General features: G+C 74.5%; 16 protein-coding genes. 8 read left to right on the plus strand and 8 right to left on the minus strand.

The annotated features are described in order from the left end of the window. Window positions 1-7: 7 nt before the first annotated feature. From ACFXDE_RS18465 to ACFXDE_RS18475, 3 genes are all read right to left on the minus strand, one after another. A complete protein-coding gene (locus ACFXDE_RS18465; protein WP_380495479.1) occupies window positions 8-715 on the minus strand; it encodes a hypothetical protein in 708 nt (235 codons plus the stop codon). After that, window positions 712-1302: an RNA polymerase sigma factor gene (locus tag ACFXDE_RS18470; protein ID WP_380439737.1), complete on the minus strand. Its 591-nt coding sequence runs from the start codon at window positions 1300-1302 to the stop codon at window positions 712-714. Before ACFXDE_RS18470 ends, ACFXDE_RS18465 begins: the two co-directional genes overlap by 4 nt. 296 nt (window positions 1303-1598) lie before the next feature. Then, the gene (locus ACFXDE_RS18475; RefSeq protein WP_380495481.1) at window positions 1599-2081 is read right to left on the minus strand and encodes a MarR family winged helix-turn-helix transcriptional regulator; all 483 of its coding nucleotides are present in this window, start codon (window positions 2079-2081) and stop codon (window positions 1599-1601) included. 153 nt (window positions 2082-2234) lie between these two features. Between ACFXDE_RS18475 and ACFXDE_RS18480 the strand changes: the two genes are divergently transcribed. After that, window positions 2235-2645 (plus strand): organic hydroperoxide resistance protein, encoded by a 411-nt coding sequence (locus tag ACFXDE_RS18480; RefSeq protein WP_359958273.1) that lies wholly within the window; start codon window positions 2235-2237, stop codon window positions 2643-2645. A gap of 127 nt (window positions 2646-2772) precedes the next feature. Here the strand turns inward: ACFXDE_RS18480 and ACFXDE_RS18485 are convergent, their stop codons facing one another. Continuing rightward, the gene (locus tag ACFXDE_RS18485) at window positions 2773-3090 is read right to left on the minus strand and encodes a hypothetical protein (protein ID WP_380495483.1); all 318 of its coding nucleotides are present in this window, start codon (window positions 3088-3090) and stop codon (window positions 2773-2775) included. A gap of 152 nt (window positions 3091-3242) precedes the next feature. On the opposite strand from ACFXDE_RS18485, the gene ACFXDE_RS18490 reads away from it, so the two are divergent. Next, on the plus strand, window positions 3243-3629 hold the full coding sequence (locus ACFXDE_RS18490; protein WP_380439743.1) for a hypothetical protein: 387 nt from the start codon (window positions 3243-3245) through the stop codon (window positions 3627-3629). A 39-nt stretch (window positions 3630-3668) separates the two neighbouring features. Here ACFXDE_RS18490 and ACFXDE_RS18495 read toward each other — a convergent pair whose 3' ends face one another. Then, entirely contained in the window at window positions 3669-4319 is a 651-nt protein-coding gene (locus ACFXDE_RS18495) for a beta-glucanase (RefSeq protein WP_380439745.1), read from the minus strand. Window positions 4320-4484: 165 nt separating this feature from the next. Further along, window positions 4485-5114, minus strand: a complete 630-nt coding sequence (locus ACFXDE_RS18500; RefSeq protein WP_380439746.1) for a CBS domain-containing protein — start codon at window positions 5112-5114, stop codon at window positions 4485-4487. 318 nt (window positions 5115-5432) lie between these two features. On the opposite strand from ACFXDE_RS18500, the gene ACFXDE_RS18505 reads away from it, so the two are divergent. Further along, window positions 5433-7310, plus strand: coding sequence for a hypothetical protein (locus ACFXDE_RS18505; RefSeq protein ID WP_380495486.1), 1878 nt, complete (start codon window positions 5433-5435; stop codon window positions 7308-7310). A 21-nt stretch (window positions 7311-7331) separates the two neighbouring features. On the opposite strand, the gene ACFXDE_RS18510 is transcribed toward ACFXDE_RS18505, so the two are convergent. Beyond that, the gene (locus ACFXDE_RS18510; protein WP_380495488.1) at window positions 7332-8519 is read right to left on the minus strand and encodes an FAD-dependent monooxygenase; all 1188 of its coding nucleotides are present in this window, start codon (window positions 8517-8519) and stop codon (window positions 7332-7334) included. A gap of 111 nt (window positions 8520-8630) precedes the next feature. Here ACFXDE_RS18510 and ACFXDE_RS18515 point away from each other — a divergent pair, with 111 nt between their 5' ends. After that, a complete protein-coding gene (locus ACFXDE_RS18515; protein WP_380439752.1) occupies window positions 8631-9353 on the plus strand; it encodes a TetR/AcrR family transcriptional regulator in 723 nt (240 codons plus the stop codon). Between the two features lie 44 nt (window positions 9354-9397). Then, window positions 9398-10291, plus strand: coding sequence for a HEAT repeat domain-containing protein (locus ACFXDE_RS18520; RefSeq protein ID WP_380495490.1), 894 nt, complete (start codon window positions 9398-9400; stop codon window positions 10289-10291). 5 nt (window positions 10292-10296) lie between these two features. Here ACFXDE_RS18520 and ACFXDE_RS18525 read toward each other — a convergent pair whose 3' ends face one another. Further along, window positions 10297-10701, minus strand: a complete 405-nt coding sequence (locus tag ACFXDE_RS18525) for a hypothetical protein (RefSeq protein ID WP_380495493.1) — start codon at window positions 10699-10701, stop codon at window positions 10297-10299. A 185-nt stretch (window positions 10702-10886) separates the two neighbouring features. On the opposite strand from ACFXDE_RS18525, the gene ACFXDE_RS18530 reads away from it, so the two are divergent. The 3 genes from ACFXDE_RS18530 to ACFXDE_RS18540 are packed head-to-tail and all read left to right on the plus strand — an operon-like array spanning window position 10887 to window position 13929. Beyond that, window positions 10887-12149: an ABC transporter substrate-binding protein gene (locus ACFXDE_RS18530; protein WP_380495495.1), complete on the plus strand. Its 1263-nt coding sequence runs from the start codon at window positions 10887-10889 to the stop codon at window positions 12147-12149. Beyond that, window positions 12146-13102: a carbohydrate ABC transporter permease gene (locus ACFXDE_RS18535; protein WP_380495497.1), complete on the plus strand. Its 957-nt coding sequence runs from the start codon at window positions 12146-12148 to the stop codon at window positions 13100-13102. The genes ACFXDE_RS18530 and ACFXDE_RS18535 overlap by 4 nt, the downstream gene beginning before the upstream one ends. A 32-nt stretch (window positions 13103-13134) precedes the next feature. Then, on the plus strand, window positions 13135-13929 hold the full coding sequence (locus ACFXDE_RS18540; protein WP_380495637.1) for a carbohydrate ABC transporter permease: 795 nt from the start codon (window positions 13135-13137) through the stop codon (window positions 13927-13929). The last annotated feature ends 2 nt before the right edge of the window (window positions 13930-13931 follow it).

Here is a 13931-nt window from a genome sequence, read left to right on the forward strand (position 1 = left end):
GTCGTCGTCAGCGGATCCGCGCCGGCCCCCTCCCCCGCACCGCCCGCACGCCCAGCCGGCCGTCGTCCGCCCGGGGGCTCACCGCGGCCGGTATCTCCCGGAGCGTCAGCACGATCTCGCCGTCGAAACGTTCCGCCAGCAGCCGCACCAGCTCCGCGGCCCCGTCCGGCCGCACGTCGGGGGCGAGGGCGGGCAGCCGGCCCGGGGCGCTGAGGTCCTGCGCCTGGACGGCCCAGCGGGCCGCGTCGCCGTCCTCGCCCTCGGCCGCGTAGTGCACCGCCAGGCAGTGGACGGCGAGTTGGTCGCCGTACTGCGCGGCGATCCGCCACCAGAAGACGGCGTCGGCGGTGCGGTCCATGCCGTACAGCAGGCAGCCGAGGGTCCGGAAGGCCGCCTTCTCGGCGAGCTCCAGGTCCAGCGCGAGTTCGCACGGCTCGACCGTGCCCGCCACGCCCCAGCACAGGTGCCGCAGGTCGCGCCGGAGTTCCGCGCGCCCCGCGCCGTCCCGGCGGGCCGCGCCGGTGCGGCGGCCGGCGGCCGGGCGGACGGTGCGGTCCCGGCCCGTGCCCGGCCGCTCGGCGGCCGGGCGCCCGCCCTCGGGGCCGTCGGCCGCGAGCCGGTCGGCGAGGCGCCGGGTGAAGTCCGCCGGGTCGTGGTCGCGGAACTCCCTCTCCAGCCCGGCGGAGTCCGCCCGCAGCAGGTCGCCGAGGTTCATTCCGCCGCCCGCCCCTCGCCCGACTCGCCGCCGCTGGCGTGCTCCAGCAGGTACTCCAGGTGCCGCCGCCCGAGGCTGTAGTAGGTGCGGGCGGTGGTGTGCGCGATGCCGAGCGCGCGGCCGATGTCCGGGTAGGAGAGGCCCGCCTGCCGCAGCCGGACGACGTCGGCCTGGACCGGGGCGCTGCGCGCGAGTTCGTCCATCGCCCAGTCCAGGGCGTCGAGTTCGGCGAGTTCCTCCAGCTCGTCCTGGCTGGTGTCCGGGCGCCGCTGGGCGATCACCCGGAGCCGCTTGCGCTCGGCGCGGTGGCGCTCGCGCAGGACGTCCACGATCGCGTCCTTGAGGACCTTGAACGCGAAGGCCCGCGGATCGGCGCTGGCCAGGGCCCTGCGCCAGTTCTGGTAGAGCACGGCACCGGCGTTCTGGACGGCGTCCTGCGCGTCCTCGCGGTGGCGCAGCCGCTGCTGCGCGTACCGGAGGTAGCCGGGGTTCTCGCGGGTGAAGAAGGCCTCGAAGTCGGCCGGAAGGCCGTCGAGCGGGTCCGTCCGCACGTCGTGCTCCTCGCCCGGCCCGGGGGTGGTCGGCACGCGCTTCCCCTTTTCGGTGAGTCGGTCGGCCGGCCCACCGGTTGGCACGCCGACGGCCCCGCGGGGGGCTCGTGGTGTAACCGTCCCGGAGCAGCGGGTTGTTGACCCGAAGCGGTGGGCAATAATCGACCGCTTCCGTTCACTTCCGGACACCCGCGCTGACCTGCCGGTTCCGGCCCGTCCGACCTACCGGCCCGACGGTACAGTGACGCAGATCACACTCAAGGGTTTCGCCGACTTGACCCGCGGCGCGCGGCCCCACTCGACCGACCACACCGGACCCGGCAGGGCCGGGCCTACTCGACCGGTTCGACGGCCGCCGAGTCCAGCGCCGCGGTCACCTGGTCCAGCAGGACGCGCAGCGCGGCGAGGTCCTCGACGGGCATCCCGGTCGCGGTGAGCAGCCGGCGCGGCACCTGCCCGGCGCGCTCGCGCAGCGCGACGCCCTCCGGGGTGAGCGCGACGGTCACCGACCGCTCGTCCTCCGGGCTGCGCTCGCGGCGCACCAGGCCGGCCGCCTCCAGCCGCTTGAGCAGCGGCGACAGCGTGCCGGAGTCCAGCCGCAGGCGCTCGCCGATCCGCTTGACCGGCAGTTCGCCGTCCTCCCACAGGACGAGCATGACGAGGTACTGCGGATAGGTGAGCCCGAGGTCCTTGAGCAGCACCCGGTAGACGCCGCCGAAGGCGCGGGAGGCCGCGTTCAGCGAGAAGCAGATCTGCTGGTCGAGGCGGAGCAGGCGCTCGTCCGACGCGGCGGGGGGTCCGGGAGGCGTGGTCATGCACCCATGGTACCGATCGGGTTCACGCGATTGAGTTGTGCGCAATTGAATTGCGTGCTCTACTTGTCATCGGCAGGACGCCGCAGCGGAGCACCGCAGCGGGAGCGAAGCCGGAAGAAGCAGACCAGCAGGAACAGCAGAAGGGAACGCATCATGGACGCGCTCTACACCGCAGCCGCCACCGCGAACGGCCGTGAGGGCCGCGCCGTCAGTTCCGACGGGCAGCTGGACCTCGCCCTGGCGATGCCGCCCGCACTCGGCGGCAGCGGACAGGGCACCAACCCGGAGCAGCTGTTCGCGGCCGGCTACGCGGCCTGCTTCGCCAGCGCGCTGGGCCTGGTCGGCCGGCAGGCCCGGGTCGACACCAGCGAGGTCTCGGTGACCGCCGAGGTCTCCATCGGCAAGGACGGCGCCGGCTTCGGCCTCTCCGTCGTGCTGCGCGTCGAGCTGCCCGAGTCGCTCGCGGGCGAGAACGGCGAGCTGCTGGTCAAGCAGGCGCACGAGGTGTGCCCGTACTCCCGCGCCACCCGCGGCAACATCCCGGTCGAGCTCGTCGTCGAGTAGTCGTCCGGCCGCCGCCCCGCCCGATCACCCGATCACGGCAGCGAGCAGCCGCGGCGAACCGCCGCCACGGACCTCCGGGGCCCGCCGCACACCCCCGATGCGGCGGGCCCCGGCCCGTACCCCCGCCTCACCCGCCCGGACCCGGACCCGGCCCGTTCGCGGACCGCAACGTGTCCAGTCTGAGCCGGTACTCGTCCGCGTCGATCTCCCCGCGGGCGAACCGCTCGGCGAGCAGCTGCTCCGGGGTCGGCCCCGTCATCCCCGCGCGAGGCGCTCCGGCGGCCGCCGCGCCCTGCGGCAGCGGCCGGTGCGAGCGCGAGACGTACCGGGACAGGGCGACGGCGGCGAGCACCAGCAGCACCAGGACCAGCAGCATCACGAGCACCATCAGGCCGATGCCCCAGCCGCCCAGCCCGTGGTGCACGTACCCGTGCCAGTGCCTCATCGGGACCTCCTCCTCCGGCCACGGCGGGCCTGTCGAGGTGACTGTCGCCAGTACCACCATCGTGCGCCCGCGGACCCCCGAAGCGCGCTGAGGAAAGCGTGAGAAAACGTTCCGGCGCCACCGGCGCTCCGGGCCGGGGTAGCGTTCGGCCCATGGACCACCACACACCGGCCGGCGAGCGCTCCGCCGAGCAGCTCGTCGCCGCAGGGGTGCTCCGCCGCCACCCGGACGGCCGCCCGCACCCCGCGCTCGGCCACTCGCCGATCTCGTACGTCTCCGCCGCGCTGTGGGCCGAGCTCACCGCGCTCGCCATCGCCCCGGCCGCCGCCGAGGCCACCGCCCGCGCGCTGCTGGACACGATCGCCGCCGACGCCGTGGACGCGGCCCTCGCGCCGGGCAACGAGACCGCCCCGCGCGACGACCTCTACGTGACGCACCCCGCGCACATCGGCCGGCACCGCCGGGTCGTCTGGTTCCAGCGCTCCGGCCCGCGCGGCCCGATCATCGCCACGTTCCCGCCCGAACACCGACCGAGCTGAACGCCCCGAGCACCCCGAACACCCCGACGGCTCCGGGGCTCATCTCTCCACGGTCAGGCTGTGGCACACCCAGCTGAGCCGGTCCGGCCCGCCGACCGCCGGCCGGTCGTGGTACACCCCGTCCGCGACCGACAGGTTGACGATCAGGTACGCGTGCCAGCCCGCCCCGACCCCGTGCAGGTCGGCGTACACGAGCTCGTCCCCGACGTACCAGTCCACCGAGTGCGCGCCGAACACCACGCGCATCCCGAAGGTCGCGCCCGGGCCGATGCCGCTGCCCTCGCCGTGCCAGTACCGGAACCCGCCGCGGACGTGGTTGGAGACCTCCAGGAGGTCAGGGTGGTCCGGGTGGTACTCGAAGACGTCCACCTCGTTGCCGCCGTCCCGCCAGGTCCAGATCGCCGGCCACGCGCCGACGTCGACGGGCAGCGTGACGAGTGCCGACAGCTCGTCCCCGGTGCGGACCTGGAAGCCCTCGGGACTGCCCTCGGTGGTCAGCAGGCTGCACGTCCACAGCCCGCCCGCGTGCCGGCGGGCAGCCGTGAAGACGCCCCCGGGGCAGTACGAGCGGCTGAGGTAGTCGAGTTTGTGGTCGCTCCGGTTCGTCGGCCCCATCCGGGGATACGCGCTGCTGCGCCCGGCGATCCACTGCCTGGTCGAAGTGAAGTCCGCGTCGAACACGACTGCCACGGCCGCCTCCCCGGTGCTCCGCCGACCCGGCAGTCCTGCCCGCCGGGCACACAGAGTGAGTTACCCGATACGCTCCGCAGTATGCGGAGGTGAACCGGGCTATCCGGGCCCTTCCCACGGGCACCGTCAACTCCAGCTTTCCCGCCCGGAGTTGACGGCGAACCATCAACCGACGACGGCGGTCGCGCCCCCGGAGTCGAGCCGGTCGGTCACCGACACCACGCCGTCCACCGAGCGGCACAGGTTCAGCACGATCGGCACGAGGTGCGGCTCCGGCACGGTGCCGCTGAGCACCACCCGGCCCTGGTCGACCTCCACGCCGATCTCGGCCGGGCTGACGCCGTCGATCCGCCCGAGCACCTCCTCGACGATCTCGCGCCGGATCACCCGGTCCTCGCGCAGGAACACCCGCAGGAGGTCCCCGCGGCTCACCATGCCGATCACGCGGCCGTCCTCGTCCAGCACCGGCAGGCGCTTCAGCCCGTGCCGGCTCATCAGCCGGGCCGCCGCGACGACGCTGGTGCCGGGCGTGGTGCAGACCGGCTGCGTCGTCATCAGGTCCGCCGCCGTGACGGTGCCGCCGGGCCCCGCCTGCGCCGACTCCGGGGCCGGCAGCAGGCTGCCCGTGTCCTCCTGGGCGGCGAGGGTGCGCAGCAGGTCCGCCTCCGAGACGACGCCCAGCGGCCGGCCGTCGGCGTCGACCACCGGCACGCCGGTGATGTCGTAGTCGGTCAGCAGCGCGACGATCTCCCGGAAGCCGGTCTCGGGCGCGACCCGGACCACCGGGCTGGTCATCACTGATTCGACGGTGGCATGCCGCAACGCAGGTTCACCTCGTCCAACGGGTTCCTCCGGACGGTTCCTTCCGGCCGGTACCCGCAGCATGGCCCCCGACGGCGGCGATCGCCAGGGGCCAAGGGGCCGAACGGGTGGGACCTACGGCCCCCGGTCCGAACGCGGTGCCGACAGCGGAGGGCCGGGCCCTCGCCCCCGGGCCCCGCGCACCGGTCCGCCCGCCCGAGCGGCGATCCGCCGGCCCGAACGGCGCAACCATCACATGATCGACTCGTTGGACCGTCCACCACGACACGATCATGCTCCGGGGAGGGCACGTTGGCAGGACCGACGGACACCGCCGCGCAGCCGTCCCGGCACCCGGTGGCCCAGGCCGAGGCCGCCCTGGTCCGCCACTACCGGCGGCTGGCCCGGCTCGCCTACCTCGCCCTGCCCGCCGACCGCGACCGGCACAGCCGGGTGCTCGCCGCACACGCCGCCGTCCAGCGCGCGCTGCCGTCCCGCTGGACCCGCCGCTCCGGTCCGGCGGACGGCGTCGACGACGACCCCGTCTACGGCGAGCTCCGCCACCGCGTCCTGCTCGCCGCCCTGCGCCCGCACCCCGCCCACCGGCTGCTGGTACCCCGCGCGTGGGGACTGCGGCTGTTCACCCCGCACGGCGACGAGGCGGACGCGGAGCTGGACCGGGCGCTCGCCGGGCTCGCCGCGCCGGCGCGGGTGGCGTTCGCCCTGCGTGCGGTCGAGGAGCTCACGCCGGAGCGCGTGGCGGAGGTCCTGCGCCGTGCGGGAGTCGAGCGCCCGGAGGACGCGATCGAGGCCGCCGCCGGCCTGCGCGCGGACACGGAACCGCCCTCCTTCGACCCCTGCGCCGTCCGCGTCCAGGCCACCGACCTGCTGCGCCGTCGCCGCGCCCGCACCGCCGCGCTCGCCGTGGCCGTCCTCGGCCTCACCACCACCGCGGCCGTCCTCGGCGGCGGCTCCGGCGTCACCCCGCCGAGCCGCCCGCTGGTCGTCGCCCCGGCCGGCTCGGTCGTCGACCCGGCCAAGCTCGGCCACGTCCCGGCCGACCAGTGGCAGCACACCGCCCGGCTCGACTTCACCGCCTGGCCCGCGCGCGGCGACCGCCGCGACGACGACGCCCTGCTCGGCCGCGCCCTCGCCGCCTGGACCCACCCCGGCGCCCGGACCCGTGTCGAGCCCGGCGCGGACGCCACGCCGCCCGCCACCACGCCGAGCCTGCTGTTCGCCGGCACGGTGGACGGCACCGCCGTCGTCGTCCTGTACGACGGCCCGCACCTCGCCCGCTACACCGACGGCCCCGGCGGCGGCCTGGACCTCGCCCGCGCCGACGACTCCGACGTGACGACGGCGGGCGCCGTCGTGCTGCGCCGCCAGGGCACCACCGCCCGCTATCTCCTGGCCCCCTGGGTGGACGCCGCCGAGACCCGACGGATCGACCAACCCGACGCCCCCGCACACGCGTTGGACCACCCGGACGGCATCACCGCGGCGGCACCGACCGGCGCCCTCGCCGATTGCCAGGGTGCCACCGTGCTCCAGCTGCACTCCTCCCCCGTGGTCGCCGAGAAGCACACCTTCCTCCTCGCCGACGTCGGCGGCCTCGTGCCCGCCCACCTCACCTACACCCCGCCGCCCGCCCAGGGCACCCCCACCCCCACCGGCGGCCCCGGCCCTGCGCGCGCACCGCGCGAGGCCACCGGGCCGGACGCGCTCGTCGCCTGGGCGCACGGCGGGTGTGCCGTCCCGGACGCCACACCCGGTGTCAAGCAGCTCGAACTCTGGGCGTTCGCCGTCCAGCCCCTGCCGCAGAACGCGGGCACCGCGGCCTGGACGTGCCTGCGCGCCGACCGCTGGAACGGCGACGGCAGCGCCGCGACCACCGTCCTGCTGCCCTCCGCCCGCGGCCCCCAGCGCACCGGCGGCGGCCAGGGCCGGGCGTGCAGCCGCTTCGAGCAGGACACCGTCGGCTCCACGTGGTGGCGCTCCCCGCAGGGCACCCAGTTCCTCCTCGCCGCCGGCAGCCGCCGCGTCACCCGGCTCACCGTCAAGGGCCCCGACTGGTCCGCCGACCGCCCCGCCCCGGACCACACCCTCGCCCTCGAACGCCCGGCCCCCGCGACCGCCCAGGTCGAAGCCGTCCTGGACAACGGCGCCCGCATCACACCACTGCGCTGACGGCCCTTCCGCCGGCCGACCTCAGCGCCCGACCGCCGACTCCGCCTCGTAGTCCGGCAGCTCGACACTGCTCACCTGCTTGCCCAGCGCCAGCATCCGGTCCAGCACCCACCGCCGGTTCAGCAGCGCGTTGCGCACCCGCAGACCGGCGGCGGTGCGCGGCGCCAGGAACGGGCCGGTGCGGTCCCCGCCCTTCTGGCACCCCTGGGCATAGCCGCGCAGCAGGCGCTCGTAGCGGGCGAAGGCGGTGCGGTGGTCGCCGCGCGCCCGGGCCAGCTCGCCCGCGAGGACGTACGCGGCCACGACGGCGGTGCCGGTGCCCATCCCGCCGATGGTGGCACCGCAGGCCGCGTCGCCGAGCAGGCCGATCCGCCCGGCCGACCACTCGGGGACGTCGGCCCGGCTGATCGAGTCGAAGTACAGCTCGGGCGCGGCCCGCAGGCTCTCCAGGAGCCGGGGCACCTCCCAGCCCAGGCCGTCGAACGCGGACCGGACGAATTCCTTCTGCTGCCCCGGGTCGTGGCGGTCGTGAACGAGCTCGGGGGACGCGAAGAGGAAGAAGGCGCCGGCCCGGGTCGGGTCGCGGTGGTCGGCGCCGACCGCGGCGAGCCGGCCGGGCACGTTCAGCCCGACCGAACCGGGCGCCAGGCCGGTGTCGTTGGGCAACTGCCAGGTGGCCGCGTAGTAGCCGAGGTGGCGGACGTACCGATCCTCGGGGCCGAAAGCGAGGCGCCGGACGGTGGAGTGCAGCCCATCGGCGCCGATCACGAGGTCGAACTCGCGCTCCGCGCCGCGCCGGAAGGCCACCCGGACCCCGTTCGGCGTCTCCTCCAGCGCGGTGATCGAGTCACCGAAGACGTACTCGGCGCGGTCGGAGCTGCGCCGGTGCAGCAGTTGGGCCAGCTCGCCGCGCGGGACCTCCACGTCGCCGCCCGCGAACTCGGCGGGCAGGTGGAGGAGCCTGCGCCCGTCCGGGCCGACGAAGGTGATCGGACTGCCACCGGTGCCGAGCGCGCGCAGCTCGTCGAGCACGCCCATCCGTTCCAGCACGGTCAGGTGGGTCGTGCCACGGAAGTCGACGTCCTGCCCGCCGCCGCGCAGCGCGGGGGCCAGCTCGACGACGGTGACGTCGAAGCCGTACCGGCCGAGCCAGTGGGCGAGGGCAGGGCCGGCGATGCTCGCGCCCGAGATCAGGACCTTGGTGCTCACGGGAAACCACTCCGTCCGGAACGAGTCCACAACTGCGTCCATCAGACACAGTTACATTGCTGTGTACGGTAGACACAGTTGATTCCGGACGCAAGAGCCCGAGGAGCGGACGTGGCGGCAGACGTGGACGAGCCGGCGAACGAGACCGTCCGGCTCCTCTGGGGCCCGCCGGCCAAGCCCACGCGCGGGCCGAAGCCGGCCCTCAGCCTGGAGCGGATCGCCGCGGCGGGCATCGAGGTCGCGGACACGGAAGGCCTCGGCGCCGTCTCGATGCAGCGCGTCGCCGGTCTGCTCGACTACACGAAGATGGCGCTCTACCGGTACGTCCCCGGTAAGGCCGAACTCGTCGCACTGATGGTCGAGTTCGCTGTGGCCGAGCCGCCGGCCGGACCGGCGGACGGTCACTGGCGGGACCACCTCGCCACCTGGGCCCGGGAGTTGACACGGTCGTTCGTCGCCCACCCGTGGCTGCTCGACGCCACCGTCGGACCCCGCGTGATGGGCCCGAAAGAACTCGCCTGGCTGGAGCGGGTCGTGTCCGCCCTGGACGGCCACGGTCTGACCGGCGCCGAGCGCATGGACGCCGCCGTCCTGCTCGCCGGACACGTCCGCGGCATCGTCCAGCAGGCGCGCGCCGCCGGGGCGGAGGGCTCCCCCGAGGCCCGACTCCTGACCATCCTGGGCGGGCTGGTCCGGCAGCATGCCGACGACTACCCCGCCCTCGCCGCCGCGATGGCCGAACCGGGCGGCCGGGACAACGCCCTGGACTTCGGCCTCGCCCGGATCCTGGACGGCCTGGCGGCCCTGATCGAGCAACGCGCCGCCCGGCCGTAAATCCATTCGAAGCGGCCGGGGAGCGGTCGCTACGATGCCGCCCCATGGCGATGTTCGTGCACCTGACCTCGACCGCGGACGCACCGCGGGTCCGCCGCGCCGGCATCCGGGCCGACAGCCGCGGCCAGGGCGGCGCGCGCGGCGTGTACTGCTTCCCCGTCCTGCCCTCGTACACCCTGACCCACCAGTGGCTGCGCGAGCTGGCCCGGTTCGGCAGGCCGGGCGGGCTCGTCGCGGTGCACGTCCGCCTGCCCGACGACGAACCGGTCCTGGCCGGCCACTACCGGGACCGCGCCAAGGACGCCCAGCTCCCGATGACGGCCGCCGAGGCGGTGCACCGGATCCGCGCACTGCCGGACCCGCGCGGCTGGGAGGTCTTCCTCTCCCGCGCCGTGGCCTCCCGCGAGATCCACCGGATCCGCACCGCCCCGCAGGTCACCGGCTGGCGCTACGTCCCGAACGCCCACGGCACCCGCCCCTGCACGTGCTACGGGTGCCGGGTCCTCGGCGGGTACGGCAGCCGCCGCCTGCGCGAACGCAATCCGCACCCCCTGGACGGCCCGCCCCCACCCGCACGCGTCCTCCTCGCCCGCATCGACGCCGCCGGCACCCCGGGAGACCCCGCCCGGCTCCGCGACACCCTCCACTGGTTCTCCCTGCGCCGCCGGGGCCCTGTCGAGCGCGTGGCCCACCTGGCCGACCACCCCGCCCCCGAGGTCCGCCAAGCCCTCGTCCAGGCCCTCAACGCCTGGTCCACCCCCGGCGCGCGCGAGCTCGTCACCACCCTGGCCGCCGACCCCCACCCCGACGTCCGCGAGGCAGTCGCATGGGCCGCCTACAACTGGACCACCCCCGGCACGCGCGAACTCCTCACCACCCTGGCCGCCGACCCCCACCCCGACGTCCGCGCGGCGGCCGAGGCGGCCCTGGAGGACTGAACCCGTCAGTACCCCTCCCGCACCTCGAACACCCCGCCGCTCCAGTACACGGTGGGGTCGTCGGCGTCACTCGGCCAGTCGCTCTGCAGGTAGCGGCGGCCGCGGCCCAGGGCGCCGGCCTGGTGCGGGGTCAGGCGACCCTCCATCAGGTCGGCGGCCTCGGCGTCCGTGACGGGGAGCACGGTCCGGTACTGGGCGTCGTTGGAGGCAGCCCAGTCGACGTACTCGGTGAAGACACTCACGAAGGCCTGCGAGCAGAGCTCGCAGCGCTTGACGGAGACGATGAAGTGCGAGTCGTCCTGGATCATCTTCTCGATCCGGACCCCGCTGTAGCTGTGGTGGTGCTCCCGCGCCACCAGCGCGTCCTCGGCGCAGCACGCCTCACACCCGAAAGTCGCGAACTCCGTCATGCCGGCCCCCGTGAACGCTCGACCCGTTGGGGGCACATCGTACTCAGCGGGGCGCGCGCACTGCCGCCGCGCAACCGCCGGTCGGCGCCACGGCCGCGAAGTCCTCGTCCGTGCACGTCCGTTGCCCTAGCGTGGCGGGACGCACGCCGTCGAGCCCGGGGTCGTCCGGGGGTTCCGGGAGTGACATGCCGAAACGCCGTTGCCCGCGGCCGCAGTTGGTGCTGCTCGCGTTCCTGCTGACCGCCTGCGGCGGCACCGGAAGCGCCACCACCGGCCCGGCGACGCTCGACTGGTACAACTTCCCGGACGACTCCGGCGCCCTCCAACAGGCCGCCGACGCCTGCAGCCGGGCCTCCGGCGGGCGCTACACGATCCGGTACGACAAGCTCCCGCGCACCGCCGACGGCCAGCGCCAGCAGCTCGTCCGCCGGCTCGCCGCGCACGACGCGGGCGTGGACATCATGGGTCTGGACGTCACGTGGGCCCCGGAGTTCGCGGAGGCGGGCTGGATCCGCGAGTGGACGGGTGCGCAGAAGGACGAGGTCACCGCCGACACCCTCCCCGCCGCACTGGAGACGGCCACCTGGAAGGACCGCCTCTACGCCGCACCGTACAACTCCAACACCCAGCTCCTCTGGTACCGCGACGACCTGACCCCCACCCCGCCCCATACCTGGACCGAGCTGCTCGCGCAGGCGGACGCCCTCGCCAAGCAGGGCAAGCCGCACTACGTCGAGGTGCAGGGCGCCCAGTACGAGGGCCTGACCGTCTGGTTCAACACCCTCGTGAGCAGCGCCGGCGGCTCGGTCCTCACCCCCGACGCGAGCGCGCCGGCGCTCGGGCCGCCCGCCGTCACCGCGGCCGGCGTCATCCGCGACCTCGCCCGCTCCCCCGCCGCCGACCCGTCGCTCGCCAACCAGATGGAGGACCAGGACCGGCTCGCCCTGGAGTCCGGCACGGCGGCCTTCGAGGTCAACTACCCGTTCGTCTACCCGGCGATGAAGGCCGACCGCCCCGACCTGTTCCCCCACTTCCGCTGGGCGCCCTACCCCGCCGTCACCCCGGACCGCCCGGCCGCCGTCACGATCGGCGGCATCGACCTCGCCGTCGGCGCCTACGGCCACCACCCGGACCTCGCCCACGAGGCGACGCTCTGCCTGCGCAACCACGACAACCAGCTCGTCAACGCGCTCAAGGGCGGCCTGCCGCCCTCCCTCCGGAGCCTGTACACCGCGCCGGAGCTGACCGGCAGCTACCCCTTCGCCGCCGACGTCCTCACCGCCCTCGACAACGCCTCGCTGCGCCCGCGGACGCCCGCCTACCAGAACGTCTCGATCGCCATCGCCCACGCGCTGTCGCCGCCGTCCGCCGTGGACCCGGAACGCACCGTCGCCGACCTGTCCGGCCAGATCAAGGACGCACTCGGCTCGAAGGGGCTGATCCCGTGACCGCACCGCCGCCCACCGCACCGACGCCTGCCGCACCGCCGCCCGCCGCACCGACGACCACCGCGGCCAAGGCGTCCGCCGGCTCCCGCGAGGAGCGCCGCCTCGGGTGGCTGCTGTGCGCCCCGGCCGTCCTCGTGATGGCGGCGGTCACGGCCTACCCGGTCGGCTACGCCGTCTACCTCTCGCTCCAGCGCTACGACCTGCGCTTCCCGCAGCACGCCCGCTTCGTCTGGTTCGACAACTACGCCGCCGTGCTGTCGAGCCCGTACTGGTGGCAGGCGCTGTGGGTGACGGTCGTGATCACCGTCGTCTCGGTGACGGTCGAGCTCGCGCTCGGCCTCGCGCTCGCCCTGGTGATGCACCGGACGGTCCTGTGGCGGGGCACCGTCCGCACCGCCGTCCTGGTGCCGTACGGCATCGTGACGGTCGTCGCCGCGTACTCGTGGCAGTACGCCTGGACGCCGGGCACCGGCTACCTGGCCGCCCTGCTCCCGGCGGGCAGCGCACCGCTCACCGACCACTGGCAGGCGATCGGTCTGATCATCCTCGCGGAGGTGTGGAAGACGACGCCGTTCATGGCGCTCCTGCTGCTCGCGGGCCTCGCCCTGGTGCCCGAGGAGACGCTGCGCGCCGCCCAGGTGGACGGCGCGGGCCCGGCGCAGCGCCTGCGCCTCGTCGTCCTGCCGCTGATGAAGCCGGCGATCCTCGTGGCGCTGCTGTTCCGCACGCTCGACGCGTTCCGCGTCTTCGACGACATCTACGTGCTGACCGGCGGCTCCGACAACACCGGCTCGGTCTCGATCCTCGGGTACGACAACCTGTTCACCGCCCTCAACCTCGGCATCGGCTCGGCGATCTCGGTCCTCGTCTTCCTGTGCGTGGCGGCCATCGCCCTCGTCTTCGTCACGGTGTTCGGCGCGGCGGCGCCGGGCGCCGGGGAGGACGGCCGGTGAACGCCGACACCCGCCGCCGGTCCGCGTGGACGATCGTCAACACCGTCGTCGTGCTCTACGCGCTGTTCCCGGTCTGGTGGATCGCCGCGCTCTCCTTCAAGGATCCGAGCACCCTCACCGACGGCGACTTCGTGCCCCGCCGCTGGACGCTGGAGAACTACCGCGGCATCTTCCGCACCTCCGAGTTCACCCGCGCGCTGCTCAACTCGGTCGGCATCGCCGTCATCGCGACCACCGTCGCCGTCGTGCTCGGCACCATGGCCGCCTACGCCGTCGCCCGGCTGCGCTTCCCCGGCAAGCGGCTGCTGATCGGCATGTCGCTGCTGATCGCGATGTTCCCGCCGATCTCGCTGGTGTCGCCGCTCTTCGACATCGAGCGCGTGCTGGGCCTGTTCGACACCTGGCCCGGTCTGATCATCCCGTACACGACCTTCTCGCTGCCGCTGGCGATCTACACCCTCTCCGCGTTCTTCCGGGAGATCCCGTGGGACCTGGAGAAGGCGGCCCGGGTCGACGGCGCCACGCCGTGGCAGGCGTTCCGGCTGGTCATCGCCCCGCTGGCGGCGCCCGGGGTGTTCACCACGGCGATCCTGGTCTTCATCTTCTGCTGGAACGACTTCCTGTTCGCGATCTCGCTCACCTCCACCCGCGCCGCGCGGACCGTCCCGGCGGCGATCGCGTTCTTCACCGGCAGCTCGCAGTTCCAGCAGCCGACCGGGTCGATCGCCGCGGCGGCCATGGTGATCACCGTCCCGATCGTGGTCTTCGTGCTGCTGTTCCAGCGGCGCATCGTGGCCGGCCTGACCGCCGGCGCAGTGAAGGGGTGACG

This window comes from Kitasatospora sp. NPDC059408, assembly GCF_042751525.1.
GTDB lineage: Bacteria > Actinomycetota > Actinomycetes > Streptomycetales > Streptomycetaceae > Kitasatospora.

Bases quoted from the DNA above. Each gene is read 5' to 3' on its own strand.
- ACFXDE_RS18465 (WP_380495479.1), bottom strand. From the start codon at position 715: ATGAACCTCGGCGACCTGCTGCGGGCGGACTCCGCCGGGCTGGAGAGG.
- ACFXDE_RS18475 (WP_380495481.1), bottom strand. From the start codon at position 2,081: ATGACCACGCCTCCCGGACCCCCCGCCGCGTCGGACGAGCGCCTGCTC.
- ACFXDE_RS18480 (WP_359958273.1), top strand. From the start codon at position 2,235: ATGGACGCGCTCTACACCGCAGCCGCCACCGCGAACGGCCGTGAGGGC.
- ACFXDE_RS18485 (WP_380495483.1), bottom strand. From the start codon at position 3,090: ATGAGGCACTGGCACGGGTACGTGCACCACGGGCTGGGCGGCTGGGGC.
- ACFXDE_RS18490 (WP_380439743.1), top strand. From the start codon at position 3,243: ATGGACCACCACACACCGGCCGGCGAGCGCTCCGCCGAGCAGCTCGTC.
- ACFXDE_RS18500 (WP_380439746.1), bottom strand. From the start codon at position 5,114: ATGACCAGCCCGGTGGTCCGGGTCGCGCCCGAGACCGGCTTCCGGGAG.
- ACFXDE_RS18520 (WP_380495490.1), top strand. From the start codon at position 9,398: ATGGCGATGTTCGTGCACCTGACCTCGACCGCGGACGCACCGCGGGTC.
- ACFXDE_RS18525 (WP_380495493.1), bottom strand. From the start codon at position 10,701: ATGACGGAGTTCGCGACTTTCGGGTGTGAGGCGTGCTGCGCCGAGGAC.
- ACFXDE_RS18530 (WP_380495495.1), top strand. From the start codon at position 10,887: ATGCCGAAACGCCGTTGCCCGCGGCCGCAGTTGGTGCTGCTCGCGTTC.